General features: G+C 60.5%; 15 protein-coding genes. 4 read left to right on the top strand and 11 right to left on the bottom strand.

Going from position 1 to position 17,558, the window contains the following annotated elements; genetic code table 11:
- Positions 1-5: 5 nt before the first annotated feature.
- The 11 genes from AC13RC_RS15340 to cydD form a co-directional block, all read right to left on the bottom strand.
- Positions 6-881 (bottom strand): ABC transporter permease, encoded by an 876-nt coding sequence (locus AC13RC_RS15340; RefSeq protein WP_488557652.1) that lies wholly within the window; start codon positions 879-881, stop codon positions 6-8.
- A gap of 3 nt (positions 882-884) precedes the next feature.
- Positions 885-1,844 (bottom strand): ABC transporter permease, encoded by a 960-nt coding sequence (locus AC13RC_RS15345; RefSeq protein WP_488557653.1) that lies wholly within the window; start codon positions 1,842-1,844, stop codon positions 885-887.
- A gap of 57 nt (positions 1,845-1,901) precedes the next feature.
- Entirely contained in the window at positions 1,902-3,434 is a 1,533-nt protein-coding gene (locus AC13RC_RS15350; RefSeq protein ID WP_488557774.1) for an ABC transporter substrate-binding protein, read from the bottom strand.
- An 88-nt stretch (positions 3,435-3,522) separates the two neighbouring features.
- Positions 3,523-4,233, bottom strand: a complete 711-nt coding sequence (locus AC13RC_RS15355) for a FadR/GntR family transcriptional regulator (protein ID WP_488557654.1) — start codon at positions 4,231-4,233, stop codon at positions 3,523-3,525.
- A gap of 262 nt (positions 4,234-4,495) precedes the next feature.
- The gene (locus AC13RC_RS15360; RefSeq protein ID WP_488557655.1) at positions 4,496-4,900 is read right to left on the bottom strand and encodes a DUF983 domain-containing protein; all 405 of its coding nucleotides are present in this window, start codon (positions 4,898-4,900) and stop codon (positions 4,496-4,498) included.
- 197 nt (positions 4,901-5,097) lie between these two features.
- Complete coding sequence (locus AC13RC_RS15365) at positions 5,098-6,501, bottom strand: aminotransferase-like domain-containing protein (protein ID WP_488557656.1); 1,404 nt, start codon at positions 6,499-6,501, stop codon at positions 5,098-5,100.
- 332 nt (positions 6,502-6,833) lie between these two features.
- Positions 6,834-6,959 carry a cytochrome bd-I oxidase subunit CydX gene (cydX, locus tag AC13RC_RS15370; protein ID WP_113390170.1) on the bottom strand — a complete coding sequence of 42 codons (126 nt, stop codon included), beginning with the start codon at positions 6,957-6,959 and terminating at the stop codon, positions 6,834-6,836.
- Positions 6,960-6,977: 18 nt separating this feature from the next.
- Positions 6,978-8,132, bottom strand: a complete 1,155-nt coding sequence (cydB, locus tag AC13RC_RS15375; RefSeq protein ID WP_145317997.1) for a cytochrome d ubiquinol oxidase subunit II — start codon at positions 8,130-8,132, stop codon at positions 6,978-6,980.
- 6 nt (positions 8,133-8,138) lie between these two features.
- A complete protein-coding gene (locus AC13RC_RS15380) occupies positions 8,139-9,734 on the bottom strand; it encodes a cytochrome ubiquinol oxidase subunit I (RefSeq protein ID WP_145321128.1) in 1,596 nt (531 codons plus the stop codon).
- A 79-nt stretch (positions 9,735-9,813) separates the two neighbouring features.
- On the bottom strand, positions 9,814-11,505 hold the full coding sequence (gene cydC / locus AC13RC_RS15385) for a thiol reductant ABC exporter subunit CydC (RefSeq protein ID WP_488557657.1): 1,692 nt from the start codon (positions 11,503-11,505) through the stop codon (positions 9,814-9,816).
- Complete coding sequence (gene cydD / locus AC13RC_RS15390) at positions 11,502-13,151, bottom strand: thiol reductant ABC exporter subunit CydD (protein ID WP_488557658.1); 1,650 nt, start codon at positions 13,149-13,151, stop codon at positions 11,502-11,504. The genes cydC and cydD overlap by 4 nt, the downstream gene beginning before the upstream one ends.
- A gap of 825 nt (positions 13,152-13,976) precedes the next feature.
- Between cydD and AC13RC_RS15395 the strand changes: the two genes are divergently transcribed.
- The 4 genes from AC13RC_RS15395 (at position 13,977) to AC13RC_RS15410 (ending at position 17,473) form a co-directional block, all read left to right on the top strand.
- Positions 13,977-14,417, top strand: a complete 441-nt coding sequence (locus AC13RC_RS15395; protein WP_113353735.1) for a universal stress protein — start codon at positions 13,977-13,979, stop codon at positions 14,415-14,417.
- Between the two features lie 118 nt (positions 14,418-14,535).
- Positions 14,536-15,792, top strand: a complete 1,257-nt coding sequence (locus AC13RC_RS15400; protein WP_488557659.1) for an arsenic transporter — start codon at positions 14,536-14,538, stop codon at positions 15,790-15,792.
- Positions 15,793-15,848: 56 nt separating this feature from the next.
- Positions 15,849-16,451 carry a TetR/AcrR family transcriptional regulator gene (locus AC13RC_RS15405; RefSeq protein ID WP_112722431.1) on the top strand — a complete coding sequence of 201 codons (603 nt, stop codon included), beginning with the start codon at positions 15,849-15,851 and terminating at the stop codon, positions 16,449-16,451.
- Positions 16,452-16,492: 41 nt separating this feature from the next.
- Positions 16,493-17,473, top strand: coding sequence for a zinc-binding dehydrogenase (locus AC13RC_RS15410; protein WP_488557660.1), 981 nt, complete (start codon positions 16,493-16,495; stop codon positions 17,471-17,473).
- Positions 17,474-17,558 lie beyond the last annotated feature (85 nt).

Below are 17,558 nucleotides of genomic sequence, written 5' to 3' on the forward strand. Positions count from 1 at the left end.
TGGGTTCAATGAAGCTCGGCGCGCGGATCGAAGGCATCCCTCAGCCCGTCGCCAATGAAATTGATGGCAAGGACGGCAAGCACCAGAGCTGCGCCGGGAAACAGCCATTGCCACGGATATTGTTCGAGAACGGCTGTGGAGCGGGCCGCATTCAGCATATTGCCCCAGCTCGCCGCGGGCGGTGCAATGCCGAGCCCGAGAAAGGAAAGCCCGGCCTCCAAGAGGATCGCATTGGCGACCTGCGTCGTGGCGTAGACCACCAGAATATCGATGCAGTTCGGCATGCCGTGGCGCAGCAGCAGGTGCGGCAGCCCTGCCCCCATGCCGCGCGCGGCGGTGACGAAATCGCGTTCGCGCAGTTCCAGCAGCCTTGAGCGCACCATGCGGGCCAACAGCGGCCAGGAGAGCAGCGATATGACTGCTATCGTCGGCAAGATGCCCGTGCCGGTGATGGAGGCCAGCACCAGCAGGAAGATCACCGGCGGCAAGGTCATGACCAGATCGACGAAGCGCATGCTGAGCGCATCCGCCCAGCGGCCGGTAAAGGCAGACACGAAACCGAACAGAAAGCCGATGATGGCCGAAATGACGGTGGAACCTGCCGCGACCATCAGCGATATACGACCGCCTTCGAGCACTCGGGCAAAGACATCACGCCCGACGCCGTCCGTTCCAAACCAGTGCGTCACACTGGGCGGCGCGTTCATGGCCAGGAGATCGATGTCGTTGGGCTGGAACCGCCACCAAAGCGGATAGGTGACGATCAGCAGCAGCAGCGGTACGGCAATGCAGACGCCGAAAAGGGCCGCCCCGTTCAGCCGGAAGCGATCGAATGCTCGGGCAAGTGGCCCATGGCTTGGTCGTTCGGTTCGCGCCAGCATCGCTCAGGCCACCTTGATGCGCGGATCGATCACCGCATAGGCGAGATCCGTCAGCAGGTTGACGATGATGACGCAGGCGCCGATGACGAGCGTCGCCCCCATGATGACGGGATAATCGCGCGACGTGACCGCATCGACGAGAAGCAGGCCCATGCCCGGCCAGTTGAAGACACTTTCGACGAAGATCGCACCGCCGATGGCAAGACCTATGGTCGAGCCGATGACGGTTACGACAGGTAGGAGCGCATTGCGCAGGGCATGCTTGACGATAACCCAGAATTCGAACACGCCCTTGGCCCGCGCGGTGCGCATATAATCCTGATTGAGGACCTCCAGCAGCGAAGCGCGCATATAGCGCATGATGAGCGCGGCTTGAGCGATCGCCAGAAGCGAAGCCGGCAGGATAAGATGCCAAAGCAGGTCGCCGATGGAAAAGTCCTCGCCGGGCGTCAGCATGCCGCCCGAGGGCAGCCAGCCGAGACGCACTGCAAAGATATAAAGACCAAGAAGCGCGCTCAGAAAGGCAGGGCTCGATATGCCGGCAAGCGCCAGCACGGAGAGCGAGATATCTATGACCGAATTGCGCCTGACGGCACCGATGACGCCTGCGGCAATGCCGGCGACGATCGCCATGATCAGGGCCGAGCCCATCAGCAGCACCGTCGGACCAATTCGCGACAGCACGAGCGTCAAGACAGGCTGATCCAGCCGCTTAACAGAATAGCCGAGATTGCCTTGCAGCGCCTGCAGCAGCCAGCCGACATATTGCAGCGGCAGCGGCCGATCCAGCCCGAGGCGCTCACGCAAATCGGCCATAGCAGCGGGAGATAGAGGCGTGCTCGGGTCGATATAGGCATCGATCGGATCGCCCGGCGTCAACCGCAGCAACACAAAGACCAGTATGCTCAAGGCGACGAGCATGCCGATGCCGATTATAAGACGCCTGAGACCATAGTGCAGCATATCGAACCTGCGTTTCGAGGAAGGCGCCGGCCGCAGAGCCTGCAGCCGGCTCAAAACCTAGTTTGAGAGCTTCCACGCTTCCGGATGCGCGATGTATGGCCCGCCGCCGGGCGCCGGTGTCCAGATGAAATCCTTCACCTTGGACGAAACGACGCCATAGCGGTTCGCCACCCACATGGTCGCCCAGGGTAGATCCTTGTTCATGACCTTGCAGACATCCTGGTAGCGCTGATCACGCTTGCCGGCGTTCGTTTCGGCAATCGCCGCATCGAGCGCCTTGCTCAGATCGGGCATGCGTGCGCGCACCACATTGGCGCCCGCCGGCGGGATCTGCTTTTCGTTGAGCCCGGTGTTGATGTTGCTTGGATCGGGTCCGTTCTGAAGGCCGGCATAGACGAGCTGGAATTGCGATACGTCGGCATTGGGGTTCAGCACGATTCCATTATACGTCGGCGCATCGACGGCGCGCGGCACGACATTGATGCCGACCTGCGCCAGCATGGCCTGCACGGCCGCCAATACGTTCGTCGCAAGCGGCGTGTTATAATAGGTCAGCAAGGTGATCGGCTTGCTGCCGTTGATCTTGTCCCAGCCGGCCTCGTCGAGCAATTGTTTGGCCTTGGCCGGATCGTAGGGATAGGCTTCGATGCCGTCCGGAACCAACTGATTGGCGACATAAGCGCAATTGGCGGGCTTTGCCGCTCCGCCATAGAGGCTCTTGATGATCGCATCGCGATTGATGGCGTACATGAAGGCTTGCCGGACGCGAAGATCCTTCCACAGTGGCGAATCATGGTTGAAACCAAGATAATTGACGACGAAGGAATCGCCCTCGATGATCTTGAAGGACTTGTCGTCCTTGAAGGTCGGTACATCGTTGGAATCGACATAGGTGAACTGGATCTCGCCTGCTCGCAGCGCCGAGATCGCTGCCGCCGGATTGGCGAAATAGCGGTTGATCAGCCGATCGAGAACGGGTTTGCCGCCGCGATAGTCGGGATTGGCTGTCAGCTCGACATATTGATCCTGCACATATTTGACGAACTTGAACGGCCCCGTCCCAATCGGCGAGGTCGACCACCAAGTGCTCTTCGCAAGCTGATCAACGGGCACGGCGGCAAGCGCATGCTCAGGCAGCACCATGATCTTGGCCAGCGTATCAAGCAGGCTCGCGGAAGGCGCGGAAAGCTTGATGACAAGCGTATGGTCATCCGGCGTCTCGACGGATGACAGGAGTTTAAAACGGGCTGCAAAGATCGAGCTGGTCTTGGCATTGGCCGCAAGATCGACGGTGAATTTGGCGTCCTTGGCCGTAAAAGGCTTGCCGTCATGCCACGTGGCATCGGCAAGCTTGAACGTATAGGTCAACTGATCCGGGCTCACCTCATAGGAGGACGCAAGTACACCGACGATCTTCTGCAGCTTTTCATCGTAGCTGACCAGCGGCTCAAAGTAGGTGCTGAGCCAGGTGAGACCGGCGGTTGCCGCCAGCGGATTGAAGTTGCCCTGGAAGCCGCCCGGGCCGACATCGAAGCCCCCGGACATGGTGGCGGCGGCGGCAGGTGCGGCTAGGCCACCCAAGACGGGCATCGCAGTGGCCGACAGCAAGGCTGCCAACGCGATTGCCGGCAGATGAAAAACTTTCCTCATGATGATCCTCCTCCCGTGGTTGCGATCGCTACTTCTTCTTGTTTTTGGCGATCACCTGCGAAATTCCCTCGTAATGACGGTCGAGGCGCATGCGCACCTCCTTGAGATTTCTGGATTCCAGCGCATCGACAATTGCCTCATGGTCACGCCAGGTGGCCATGGGATCGACATCGTCCAGATCGAAGAAGCGGGACGCCTTGTAGAAGGCGAGCCAGAAGACATCGATCAGCCGAACGAAGGTCTCGTTGCCCTGGCAGCGAAACAGCAGGCGATGAAAGAGCTGATCGTCTTCGGCGAAAGGTTCGCCGCGTTCGGCGTGAGCGCGCATACGGTCGGTCGTGGCACGCAGTTCCGCCAGATCCTGCGGCCCGATCATGTCGAGCGTCTTGCCGATCAGGCCCACTTCGAGTGTGCGGCGGATTTCCAGCACTTCCTCCATATGCCGCAGCGCATCGCCGAGCCCGTAGGCGAGATTGTCGAGCAGCGGCGCGAAGGAGAATGCCTTGACGAATATGCCGATGCCGCGGCGCGTCTCCAATACACCGAGAGATTCCAGCGCCTTGATGCCTTCGCGCAGAGAATTGCGGCTGACACCCAATTGCGCCGCGAGCTCGCCCTCCGCGGGCAGCATCGTGCCCGCCTCGAGACCGTTATCGGCAATATAACTGCGCAAACTCTCCTGCACGGAGACATGCAGCAACGGTGCGCGCGTCAAAGGCTGAATGACTTTTCCCACCATGAAACCCAAGCTCCTCGGGACATGGCGTGCAACTTATTGACTTGTAGGATATCCGTCAAGTGGACAGGAAAATTGAAATCAAGCAACATCCATCGTCGTCCAATTCAATATTCGGAGGCTTCGGAAACGCAGGCGACGAAAAGGGTCGAGCCATGCCATGCCGAGAAAATCAGTCCGAGAAAGTCGGTTTGGCGATCTTCTTCTGATCGCCTCGTAGCCATCCCTGGCAAACTTTGCTCTGGTTCTCTAGCGACAGCAGGCCTCAATTTGTTGCGTGAGGCCCGTCCGCCTGCGGCAGACGAACAAGCTTGCCTTCCTCGGCCTTGTAGAAGTACTGACTCGCAACCAGCCATCCCTTCAACGGTCGCAATGGCGGAATGCAGGTGGCCAGCATGAAGGGGCCAGTCACCAGAAACTGCACCCACACCGGCGCCGAGAACGCCACCTCCAGCCAGACACCGAGAAGGACGCTCGGGATGCAGGCAAAGCAGATGACAAAGAAAGCCGGCCCATCGGCGGGATCCGCGAAGGAATAGTCGAGACCACACGCTTCGCATTGCTTGCGAAGGGTCAAGAATCCATCGAACAAACGCCCTTGCCCGCAACGCGGGCAACGACAACGAAGGCCGGTCTGCAGCGGGCTCAGTGGGGGATAATCGGCATCCATGACAGCATCACTCCTGAATCAATCTTCCAATGGAAGGCAATCAATAATCAGATTGCATGCATTCATTCTAAATATAATGAATGCATTCTATACGTCCATTCGGCAGAATGACGCAGTGGCAATTTCGGCAAATGAAGAGAATAGGCTCGGTAAGGAGCCTGCGCCGCTCCCATCAATAGCGATGTTGCGCCAGAAGACTAGAAGAAGGAGGCGGCCAATTCCGGCGGTCCCTGTAGCGCATGCGCCATGAAACTCAAGGCACCCTTCAAGGCCTCGCGGCCTATTGGGCCACCGAGACAAACGCGCACGGCCTCAGGTGCCACGCCGTCCACCGTGAATGCGTCGCTTGCGACAACGCCGATACCTGCATTGCGCATATGGCTGCCGAAGGTGGCACGCGTCCAGCCGTTACCCAGCGGCAGCCAGATGTTAAAGCTGATGGGGTCAGCCCGATAGCTGCCTGATGGCAATGTGTCAGCGACCATCTCCTGGCGGGCGGCGGCCTCCGTACGAATGAAACGCAGAATACCATCGGCAGTGCCATCTTCGATCCAGCGCGTCGCAAGCGCCATGTTGAGCGGCGACGCCATGACATTGTTGCTTCGCATCGCACTCACGAAGGGCCATATCGACCGGGTATCCGGCGCCACGACGAAGGCCAGACGCAACCCCGCACCGATGCACTTTGCCAATCCACCGATATGCCAAGTCAGATCCGGGGCGATTGCAGCCATTGGCGCTGGCGCATCCAGCGGAATGAAGCCATAGGCATCGTCCTCGATGATCGGCACACGATATTTGCGGGCAATCGCGGCAATCGCTTCGCGCCGCGCCTGCGGAATCGTCAGCGTCGTCGGATTTTGCAGTGTCGGGTTGAGGTAAAGCGCCTTCGGTCGCAGGCGCTTGCAGCTGTCTTCAAAAGCTTCCGGCAAGACACCTTCGCCATCCATCGCCAGGCCCGAGAGATTGAGCCGGAGCTGCGCCGCAATCGAACGCATGCCGGGATAGGTGATATTTTCCGAAAGAACAGTTTCGCCTGGTTTGGCCAAGAGGCCAAAGATCGCCAGCAAAGCCGGGTGCGCGCCGGGTGTTATGAAGATGCGCTCCTGTGTCGGGGTGAGGCCCCGGCGGCTGAGCCAGGTTGCGGCGGCCTCTTTGTCCACAGCCAGTCCGCCAAATCCCTGATACCGCAGCAGGGGAATAAGATCGACCGCTACGGCCGACATGCCCTCCTGCATGCGGGCCAGAAGATCCGGATCGCTCGGTTCCGGTGGGAGATTCATCGAAAAGTCGATCGCGGAGGCACGACGCGGATCGGAAGCGGCGTCGAGAGCAAAACTTCGGCGCTCCCTCTCCTGCCTGCCAGTCACGAACGTCCCGCGTCCGACATGGGAATCCACAAGTCCACGCTTTTGCGCCTCGACATAGCCGCGCGCAACGGTCGTAAAATCAATGCTGAGACGCTTGGCAAGCGCGCGTTGCGGCGGCAACCTGTCCCCGGCAGCAAGAACGCCGCTGCGCAAATCCATCTCGATCAAGTCGGCTATGGCAATGTAGCGGGGGCTGGAGGAGCGGCTGAGATCGGGATGCCAGTCTTTCATTTCATGCTCCGCACGAGACCAGACCTGAGCTGAAACTCCGGCCGGCATTGATGGCATATCATTGCATACAATTCCCGCTATGTGGAGCTATCTACCCCATTTTTCATCTCTAAGAAAACCAAATATCCCAATATTTTCGAGCCATGAATGCCTTGAACCAGCCGATACTCCCGTAATTGACGGCATGACAAAGCTGTTTGACCAACTCGGCAGTCATAAACCCAGGAACCTATATTCCGGTTATCGCCATTCGCTCTTGCGAGCGCGGCACGCCGGTTTTGGTCCGGCGTGCCGATCATATGGCAAAGTTCCATCAAGGATGGGACGCTCGCTCATTTTTCCTGAGTGAGCGCGGCTTTCGCTTTCGCTTGATCATCCACCAGTTCGTACCACATGGCGTTGAGGACAGCGAATGCTGCGGCGAGAGGGAAGCCGAGAAGCCAGGCAAAGTACCACATGCGAAATCTCCTTGCAGATCAGTAGGCGTGGCCGCCCTTATCGTTCACCGTCGCCTCGTCAACCTTGCCCCACAGCACGCGATAAACCCATGCGGTGTAGGCAAGCACGATCGGCAGAAAGATGACGGCGACGACGAGCATGATGAAGAGCGTCAGATGACTGGACGAAGCGTCCCAGACCGTGAGGCTGGAGCGCGGATCAAGTGAGGACGGCAAGATGAAGGGAAACATCGACAGTCCGACCGTCGAGATGATGCCGAAGATGGCAAGCTTGCTGAACAGCAGCACGGTCACTTCACGCCGCCCGAGCATGGCAAGCAAGGCCGCTGCTGCGCCCAGGAAACCAAGAGCCGGCGCGATCATCATCCATGGATGGCTGCCATAATTGGCAAGCCATGCGCCCGCGCTGTGTTCGACTGTCTTCAGAAGCGGATTGGATGGGCCTTCGACATCGATTGTACTAGCGATGCGATAGCCGTCTATACCCATCCAAAGGAACAGGCCGCCGAGCGCGAAGAGCACGATCACGATCAGAGCCGCCACCGTGCCGAAGCGACGCGCGCGTTCGGCGACAACTCCATCTGTCTTCACGAGAAGCCAGGCGGCGCCGTGCATCACGAGCATGGCAACCGACAGCAGACCACAGAGGAGTGCATATGGATTCAGAAGCGCGAAGAAGGAGCCTTCGTAGAAGATGCGCATATCGTCGTCGAACCGGAACGGCACGCCCTGCAGCACGTTACCGACCGCTACGCCGAAGATCAGCGATGGAACGAAACCGCCAACGAACAAGGCCCAGTCCCAGCCCGCCTTCCAGCCGGCGCTATCGCGCTTGGAGCGGTATTTGAACGCAACCGGCCGCAGGATCAGCGCCAACAGGATGGCGAACATGGCGAGGTAGAAACCGGAGAAGGACACCGCATAGAGCGGTGGCCAGGCGGCGAAGATAGCGCCGCCGCCGAGGATCAGCCAGACCTGATTTCCCTCCCAGGTCGCGCCGATCGAATTGATGGCGATGCGTCGCTCCGTATCCGTCTTTGCGACGAAGGGAAGGAGCGTGCCGACGCCGAGGTCGAAGCCGTCGGTGACGGCAAAACCGATCAAAAGCACGCCGAGAAGCAGCCACCAGATGATGCGCAGGGTCTCATAATCGATCAATTCATGCAGGATCATGGTGGTTCACTCCGCAGCCGGAACGAGGTTTTCGGAAATCAGCTTGGCCTCCGGCTCGTCATCCGCTTCGGGGCCATTGCGGATCGCCTTGATCATCAGCATCATCTCGATGACGATGAGGACGGTGTAGAGCGCGGCAAAACCGAGGATGGTGAGAAGCACGGTGCCGGCGCCAAGATTGGAGACGGCCGCCGCCGTCGGCAGCACGCCTTCGATGATCCATGGCTGACGGCCGAATTCCGCAACGACCCAGCCAAGTTCGATGGCGACCCAGGGCAGCGGAATGGCGAAGACCGCGATCCTCAGCAGCAGCGGATAGCGATCCAGTTTCCGGCGAGCCGAGAGCAAGAAGAAGACCGTCATCAGCAGGATGAAGAACATCCCAAGGCCGACCATGATGCGGAATGACCAGAAGAGCGTCGGCACATTCGGAATGGTGTCGCGAGCCGCTTGCGCAATCTGCTCCTCCGTCGCCTGGCGAGGATCGTCGACATAGCGCTTGAGCAGCAGAGCATAACCGAGCTCGTGGCCGATATCCTCGAAGGAGGTGCGCGCAGTGGCAACATCCTGCGAGACTTCGCCGGGCGTTGCCGGCTTGGCTGCGCGGATCTTCATCAGCGCGTCATAAGCCTTGATACCCTCCCGAATATGGTCCTTGGCCTGTTCCTCGAGCTTGTCGATGCCAGGGATTTCCGTCGTCAGCGACCGCGTCCCGATCAGGCCCATGGCCCATGGAATGTGAATGGCATAATGGGTCTCGCGGGCCTCCTGATCTGGGAAGCCGAAAGCGGTGAAGGCGGCCGGCGCCGGTTCGGTCTCCCACATGGCTTCGATTGCCGCGAGCTTCATCTTCTGATGTTCGGTCGTCAGATAGCCGCTTTCATCGCCAAGCACGACGACCGAAAGCGCCGAAGCCAGGCCGAAGGATGCGGCAACCGTCATCGAACGCTTCGCGAGCTCGACGCTGCGGCCCTTCAGGAGATACCAGGCCGAGACACCAAGCACGAAGACCGAGGCGCAGACATAGCCGGCCGAGACGGTGTGAACGAACTTCGCCTGCGCCACCGGATTGAAGACGACATCGAAGAAGCTGACGATCTCCATGCGCATGGTCTGTGGATTGAGCGCCGAGCCAGCCGGGTTCTGCATCCAGCCATTGGCAATCAGGATCCACAGCGCCGAGAAGTTCGATCCCAGCGCCACCGCCCAGGTCGCGACCAGGTGGCCAACCTTCGACAGCTTGTCCCAGCCGAAAAAGAACAGACCGACGAAAGTCGCCTCCAGGAAGAAGGCCATCAATCCTTCGATCGCCAGCGGCGCGCCAAAAATATCGCCGACATAATAGCTGTAGTAGCTCCAGTTCATGCCGAACTGGAATTCCATCACGATGCCGGTTGCAACGCCGAGCACGAAGTTGATGCCGAAGAGCGTCCCCCAGAACTTCGTCATTTGCCGCCAGATCTGGCGGCCGGTCATGACATAGGTCGTCTCCATGATGGCAAGCAGCACGGAAAGGCCGAGCGTCAATGGCACGAACAGAAAGTGATACAGCGCCGTCATGGCGAACTGCAGGCGCGACAGCGCCACGATATCGAGTTCCATAGTCTTTCTCCCACCCCCTACGGTGTGTCTGACAGGAATGCGGCGTCATTCGACACGCCGCGGGCATGTTGGTTGCCCCTCAGTCCGGCCGCAGCCGATCGAGAAGCATTTCGAATTCCGGTGTGCCGCGCACAGCCATGGCGACGATGCGGCCGTCGTCCAGAGCGACGATCCGATCTGCCAAGGCAGCATCACGACGAATATGTGTAGCAATGACGAGACTGCGCCCATCGGCCACTGAGGCCAGCCGAGCAAGCACGGCACGAGCCGTTGCGGCATCGAGGCCTTCCGTCGGCTCATCGAGAAGCCAGAGCGGCGTATCGCGCAACAGGAGCCTTGCGAGCGCCAGCCGACGAAGCTGGCCGCCGGAGAGGCCGCTGCCGCCTTCGCCGAGGTGCGTGGAAAGGCCATGAGGGAGTGCATCGATGTCGTCGACCAAGCCGGCGGTTGCGAGAGCATCGCGCAGCCGTTCGTCGTTCGCATGAGGCGCTGCCAGCTTCAGGTTGCCTCGCACCGTGTCTCGAAACACGTCGCTGCGCTGCGTTAGCGTCGCAGCAGCTTGACAAGCCACCGCGCCGCTCGTCGCAGCGATCTCGCCTGCCAGCAGGGCCAGCAATGTCGACTTGCCGACGCCGCTTTCACCCACGACCGCCAGCCGCTCGCCGACCGGCAGCGACAGAGACAGATCGTTCAGGACCGGGCTAAGAGCTCCCCCGTGTCCGGCGGCGGCGGCGCTGAGCTGAAAGGCGTAGCCGGCAACCGGTTCAACTCGCGGCATGGAAGCGGCGGCCGAGTTCAATCGAGGTGCAATGCGCCTTGCAGCCAGCAGGGTTCGTCCGAGTTCGAGCGCCCCTCGTCTAAGAGCCGCAAAAGGTTCCGTGGCAGCGAAGGCGATGAGCAGCGCGAAGGCTGCGGCAGGCGCACCAATCGCGCCCTGCTTGGCAAAGAGGGCAACCACAAGCAGCGTCATCGTCAACAGGAATGTCGAGCCAAGTGAAAAGCCGGCTGCGACGCCACTGTCGATCCTATTCAAGGCGCTGTCAGCCTTCGCCAATCGCTGATCCGCTTCGATGATCGCCGCCTGTTGTGCCTGCAGCTGTCCAGCCATCGCCAGATCGGTCTGACCGGCAACAAGATCGACAACCCGAGCACGCAACGCTTCCATCGCGTGGGCGCGGCGACGCCCTGGCTTCAGCGCCAGACGCGCCGCGACAATAGAAAGACCAAGACAGAGCGCGACAAGCCAAAGCCCCGCCATGGCGCCGAACGATGGATCGATGAAACAGAGCGCTATCGTTACCGCAATAGCGGCGAGAACCGCGACGACAGCCGGCACAAGCACGCGCAGATAGAGGGAATCGAGCGCATCGACATCATTCGTCAGGCGGAACAGCAGCTTTGCCGGCCGGCGAATCATGACCGCGGCCGCGGAAGGCTCCGCCCAGCCGCGAAACAACCTCTCGCGCAAGGCGGCAAGAACCCTGAGGGTCGCATCATGCGTGACAAGCCGCTCGCCGTATCGGGCAGCCGTCCGGCCGATGGCGAGCAGGCGTATGCCGGCTGACGGCATAAACACGTCGAAAACCGCGGCACTCGCGACCGTCAAGCCGGCAAAGGCCGACGCGGTGATGAACCAGCCGGACAACCCCAGCAACCCACCGCCGGCAAGCATGGCCAGCGCGGACAAGCCCGCGCCGAGAGCAAGGCGCGCGCCACGCTCGACCCAGAACAGCTTGACCAACGGCAGGAGGATCTTGAGGGACGTCCTCATGCCGTTACCCTCCGCGCCCGCTCATCGAGCCGGACGATGCGATCCATTCGCGCGGCAAGCACGGGATCGTGCGTGGCGACGATCAGGATGCGGTTCTTGGCGAGCGCGAGCAGGGTATCCGTGACTGCGGCCGCAGTCCGCGCGTCAAGATGGGCTGTTGGCTCGTCCGCCAGGATGATATCGGCTCGCTCATCAACCATCATCCGCGCAAGCATCAGCCTCAGCGCCTCGCCGCCGGAAAGACCGAGCCCTCCCTCGCCGACCGCAGCTATCCGCTCCGAGGTAAAGACCCGATCGAGAGCCGCACTTTCCAGAGCCGAAGCAACGGCGGGAGCATCGATACCACCGCGCCCCAAGGCAATATTGCGCATGACGCTGCCCGCAAAGATATGAGGCGATTGCCCGATCCACGCCATTCGATGCCGCAATGCATCTGCGGTATCGTCACGCAGCGGGATGCCGCCGATCCTGATGACGCCGCCCTCGTGTCGCGCAAGGCCAGCAATCAGCGACAGAAGTGTGGTCTTGCCCGAGCCGCTGGCACCCCAGAGTGCCACATGCTCCCCGGCCCCGATGGAGAGATCGAAATGATCGATTGCGGCGTCTCGTCCCGGCGTATGGCGGAAGACCAGCGCTTCGATCTCGACGGAGGCTTGGCTTGTCGGCGTGGACGATTGCAATTCGGCGCCGCCGAGAATGGTTTGGCGCGATGGTGCCAGCTCTTTCAATGCCGAAAGTGCTGCCTCGCCATCGGCGCGATCGTGCCAAACGGCTGACAGCTCCCGCAACGGCTCGAAGAACGCAGGCGCGAGCAGCAGAATGAAGAGGCCCTGTGTCAATGTGAGACGACCATCCCAGGTCCCGATTTCAATCGAGCCCAAAAGGCTGAAGCCGACATAAACGGCCGTCGCAGCAACGCCGAGCGCGGCGAAGAATTCGAGCACCGCCGAAGACAGAAATGCGATCCTCAACACAGCCATGGTACGCAGCCGCAATGAGTCCGCATCGGCGCGCAGGCGCCCGGCCGTGAGGTCTACGGCATCGAGCGCGCGAATGGTCGCGAGGCCGCGAAGACGATCGAGCAGGAAGGCATTGATGCCGCCGGTTTCGGCGAGCTGCCTCTCGCTGGCGGCCTTGGCGCGCCAGCCGATCAACGCCATGAAAATCGGAATGAGCGGCGCGCAAAGCGTGAGGATCAGCGCCGCCAGCCAGGAAATCGGCAGGATACAGAGGAGCATGACCAGCGGCACCAGGCTTGCTCTCATGCGGATCGGACGGAAGCGCGCGAGATAAGGAACGACCGCTTCCGCCTGCTCGCCCAGCACACTTGCCGCCAAACCGGAGGCCGGCCTGCCGCTGTCGAGGGGGGAACATGCCGCAAGAGCTGCAGTTGCCGCCGCACGCTGCGCGCTCAGTTCCCGGCGCGCAGCGACAAATGCGAGCCGCCCGCCCGCCGCATCCAGACAGGCCCGCAGGACGCCGATACCCGCAACTACGGCGGCCGGAACCGCGACCTCGCCGACACCGCCACCATCGCTGATCGCACCGACACCTACAGCAAGCATCGCCGCCTGACCGATCCATCCGAGAGAAGACAGGCAGAGCAGCACCGATGCAAGGCGGAGGCCAGGACACTTTGCGGCCATCGGCTCTTTCGCCGCCTTGTCGTTAATCGAACTCTGCGACGCAGGGTTCGCAACCTTGCGTCTTTCCAACATTCTATCGGTGGCGGAGGAGGCTGTCACGTGAGCCCGTCCTTTCCAGTCAGTGTCATCGAGGAGGGTTCGCGGACCAATAAAGATCGAATGAACTGCATTGCAGACCATCAATCTTTCGTCGAACCCAGAACGCACTTGCCGCAATCGACGATATCGGAGCCCCAATATGACTGGCTTTCTGCCTCTTGTCAGCGACAAGAATAGCAACACCCGTCTCGCCGATGGGTTGATCTCATGGCAAGCTGTTCGCGACATGGTTCTAGGATAATTTGTGCACTGCGCAAAAGCGTGCAGGATGTCGCAGGGCTTCGCCACAGCCATGTCAGATTGACGCAGAAGCCCATGATATTTCTAGATTGTTGCGATAGCGGCACTCCATCGTCCGGCGGCTAAACTGTTTGCAATGCAGCAATTTTCCCGATTCTGACGTCTATTTCGGGAAGCGCGAATCCACGGCCGCTCGCTATGCGATCGGAGATGAAAACCGCGACCATTTGACCTCTATTGCGCTAAACTTCACGCCAGGCTGGCGAATCACCTGATCGAAAGGACCGCGCCGACTGCGAGACGAGCAGTCATCGGCCGAGGGCCCACAGATATGTATGGTTTGCATCATGCCGGCAACGAGACTTGACGGATGCTGTCATTATCGATGTGCTGGGTACGCGTTTGCTTGTCCGGGCAAGTTTAACCGGAAAGATTGCAAGCGAGGCCGAAGAACTGCTTCCGGCCGGGACGTTTTGGGAGAATGCAATGTACGACAAGATCATTTGCGCAATTGGGCTGGGCTCGCGCGAGCGCGCCGAACGCCTGTTGCGGACGTCTCAGGCACTTTTATCTCCAGGCGGCGAATTGACCGTCGCGCATGTTATCGAGCGTTTTCCCTCCGGACGCGAAAGCCCGGACGATTGGGCTGTTTCGGTGATCACGGAGGCTGAGGAAAAGCTCGATGCTCTGTGCAGGCGTCTCGGCATTACCGCCTCCGTCGACGTACGCATGGGCACGGCATCGAAGACGCTGCTGACCGTCGCCAAGGAGAAGAAGGCCGACCTGATCATTCTTGCGACGCATACCTCCGATATTATCGATCGCATCTTCGGTTCGACGGTCGAATATGTCATCCGCCATGCGGAATGTTCCGTCCTTGTCGAGCGAGCTGACAAATCGCATGACGATATAGCAAGGAAGGCATAGCGCTCTCTTAGAGCGGTCCATCATGCCGGATTCTATCGAAACATGGCGTGGTTACGGTTTGCGCGGCTCGGCAGGGATGCTACATAGCCGCTCCGACCTCAAATCCAAGACGAGCTGAATGACCGAATCCGCCATAACCTGGAGCATCGCCGGCCTGACGGCCCTCGGTGTTGTCACACGCCCATTCCGATGGCCGGAAGCGATCTGGGCGGTGCTCGGCGCAGCACTTCTCGTTACGCTGCGGCTCATCGGCCCAAGCGATGTATGGACAGGCATTTCCAAAGGGTTTGATGTCTATCTCTTCCTGATCGGCATGATGCTGTTGTCGGAGCTCGCACGGCGCGAAGGGCTCTTCGATTGGGTGGCGGCGATCGCCACTTCGCATGCCAGGGGCTCTCCCCGCCGGCTGTTCGTGCTCGTCTATGTCGTCGGCGTGGTCGTGACGGTATTCCTGTCGAACGACGCAACCGCCGTTGTGCTTACGCCGGCCGTCTACGCAGCCTGCCGCGCGGCGCGCGTGAAGGACCCCATGCCATATCTGCTGGTCTGCGCCTTCATCGCCAATGCCGCGAGCTTCGTACTGCCGATCTCCAATCCGGCCAATCTGGTCATCTTCGCCGGCGGCGAGATGCCACCCCTGTCGCGCTGGATGCAGACTTTCCTGCTGCCATCAATCGTCTCGATCATCGTCACCTTCGCCTGTCTCTATTGGACGCAGCGGCATGCATTGGCGGAAGACACGATCGCCCGCGATGTCGGACAACCCGCCCTTTCCCATAGCGCCAAGCTGGCAGGATGGGGTCTCGTGGTCACCGCCCTCATTCTGATCGCGGCGTCGGCGATGAATTTCGATCTCGGCATCCCGACATTTGTCGCGGGCCTGCTTACGACCGTCATCGTTCTCACCCTCGCCCGGCAAAATCCGCTGGAAACGGTTCGTGGCATAAGCTGGAGCGTGATACCTCTGGTTGCGGGCCTTTTCGTGATCGTCGAGGCAGTCAATCACACCGGCCTCACCGCTCTTCTCTCTGAAAAGCTGGCACTTCTGGCGGCTCAGTCGCAGACACAGGCGGTCGGGGCTGCCGGGCTTTCCGTTGCCATCGTCTCCAACCTCGTCAACAATCTGCCGGCCGGTCTTTTCGCCGGCAGCGCCGTGCAGGCCGCCCATGTTCCTGATTCCATTGCCGGCGCGGTGCTGATCGGCGTCGATCTTGGACCCAACCTCTCCGTCACCGGGTCGCTCGCCACCATCCTCTGGCTTGCCGCTCTTCGCCGCGAAGGGCTCCACATGGGAGCACTGGCTTTCCTGAGGATCGGCGCTCTCGTGATGTTTCCGGCTTTGATCCTCTCGCTTGCGGCCCTCGCACTGATCTGACCGCGAACAACATCGGGTTTATAGACGACCGGTCGATTATTTGTTACGGACCGCTCATGATGACGAAGAAGAAATCAGAGCTGACTCGGAGCCATATTCTCGCAATCGGGCGGGAACTGGTGCTGCGCAAGGGTTTCGGAGGCGTGGGCCTCAAGGAGCTGCTCGAACAGAGCGCCGTGCCGAAAGGCTCATTCTATTATTATTTCGCATCCAAGGAGGCCTTCGGCTGCGCCCTGCTAAAGCAATATTGCTCCGATTATGCCGAGCGGCTCGACGCGCTCTTCGGCTGGAAGGGCAATGGCCGCCAACGCCTGATGCACTATTGGGATGCCTGGCTTTCCGATGGCAATACAGCCAGCCTCGCCGATCGGTGCCTGGTGGTAAAGCTTGCTGCCGAGATCTCCGATCTCTCAGACAACATGCGCGTGATCCTGCTCGGCGGTGTCGAGGATCTCATTCGCCGCCTCACCAAAACAATCACCGAGGGGCGCGAGGACGGTTCGATTTCACCATCCTGCATCCCGGAAAAGACGGCTCGTTCGCTCTATAGCCTTTGGCTCGGGGCAGCGATCCTCGCCAAGCTCGGAAAAGACAGGACACCGCTCGACCAGGCCATGCTTGCCACCGAACAAGCCCTTTCGGCCCCCGGCAGCCTTTGATCCAAAGCAGGACCAGCATGTCAACACGCAAGGAAAATACAATGCGCAGTGCCATCCACGATGTCTTCGGCGATCCGGCTGCGGTCCTTTATCTGGCCGACATGCCCATGCCGGAGCCCGCCGCAGGAGACGTGCGCATTCGCACCATTCTCTCCCCCATCCACAATCACGACCTCTGGACCGTGCGCGGCGCCTATGGTTACAAGCCGGTTTTGCCTGCCATCGGCGGCAGCGAAGCGGTCGGCTTCGTCGATGCCGTGGGAGCAGGTGTCGACAAGGGGCTGATCGGCAAGCGCGTCGTTGCAGCCGGCGTCCATGGCACCTGGGCAGAGCAATTCACGGCACCTGCAGCAAGCCTCGTTCCGGTACCGGACGTGATTTCCGACGAAGCCGCAGCACAGCTGATCGCCATGCCGTTCAGCGCCATTTCGCTTCTGGAATCCCTCAATGTCGAGCGCGGCGACTGGATCATCCAGAATGCAGCGAATGGTGCTGTCGGCAAGACCCTGGCCATGCTGGCACACAGCCGCGGCATACACATGATCAATCTCGTTCGGCGCGACGGCGGTATCGATGAGCTATCTGCATTCGGCATCGGCAATGCCGTCTCGACCGCCGCGCCCGATTGGAAGGCGAAGGTGCGCGCCATGGTCGGCGATGCACCGATCCGCGCCGCAGTCGATTCCGTCGGTGGTATTGCAAGCAACGACCTGGCAGACCTGCTGGGCGAAAACGGCCTGTTGGTTTCCTTCGGCACTGCGGCCGGCAAGCCGATGCAGATCGCCTCGAGGGCCGTCATCTTCAAACAGCTCACGATCAAGGGCTTCTGGGGCATCAAAGTCAGCGCCGCCATGCCGGCGGAAGAGCGGCGGCGGCTAATCAGCGAATTGATCACGCGCGTCGCCTCAGGCGAGGTCAAGCTGCCGGTGGAAGCGGCCTATGACATTGCGGAGATCGCGGAAGCAGTAAAATCCTCGCTGGCGCCCGGCAAGACCGGCAAGGTCCTGCTGAAACTACTATAGGTCTCCCTGTGCCATGCCGTAAGCAGCCGCCGCAGGGAGCTGGGCGGCTTCACGGTATATGACTAGACCGATTGCAGCGTCTGCG

The sequence above is a fragment of the Martinezella sp. CNPSo 3890 genome (genome assembly GCF_057784455.1).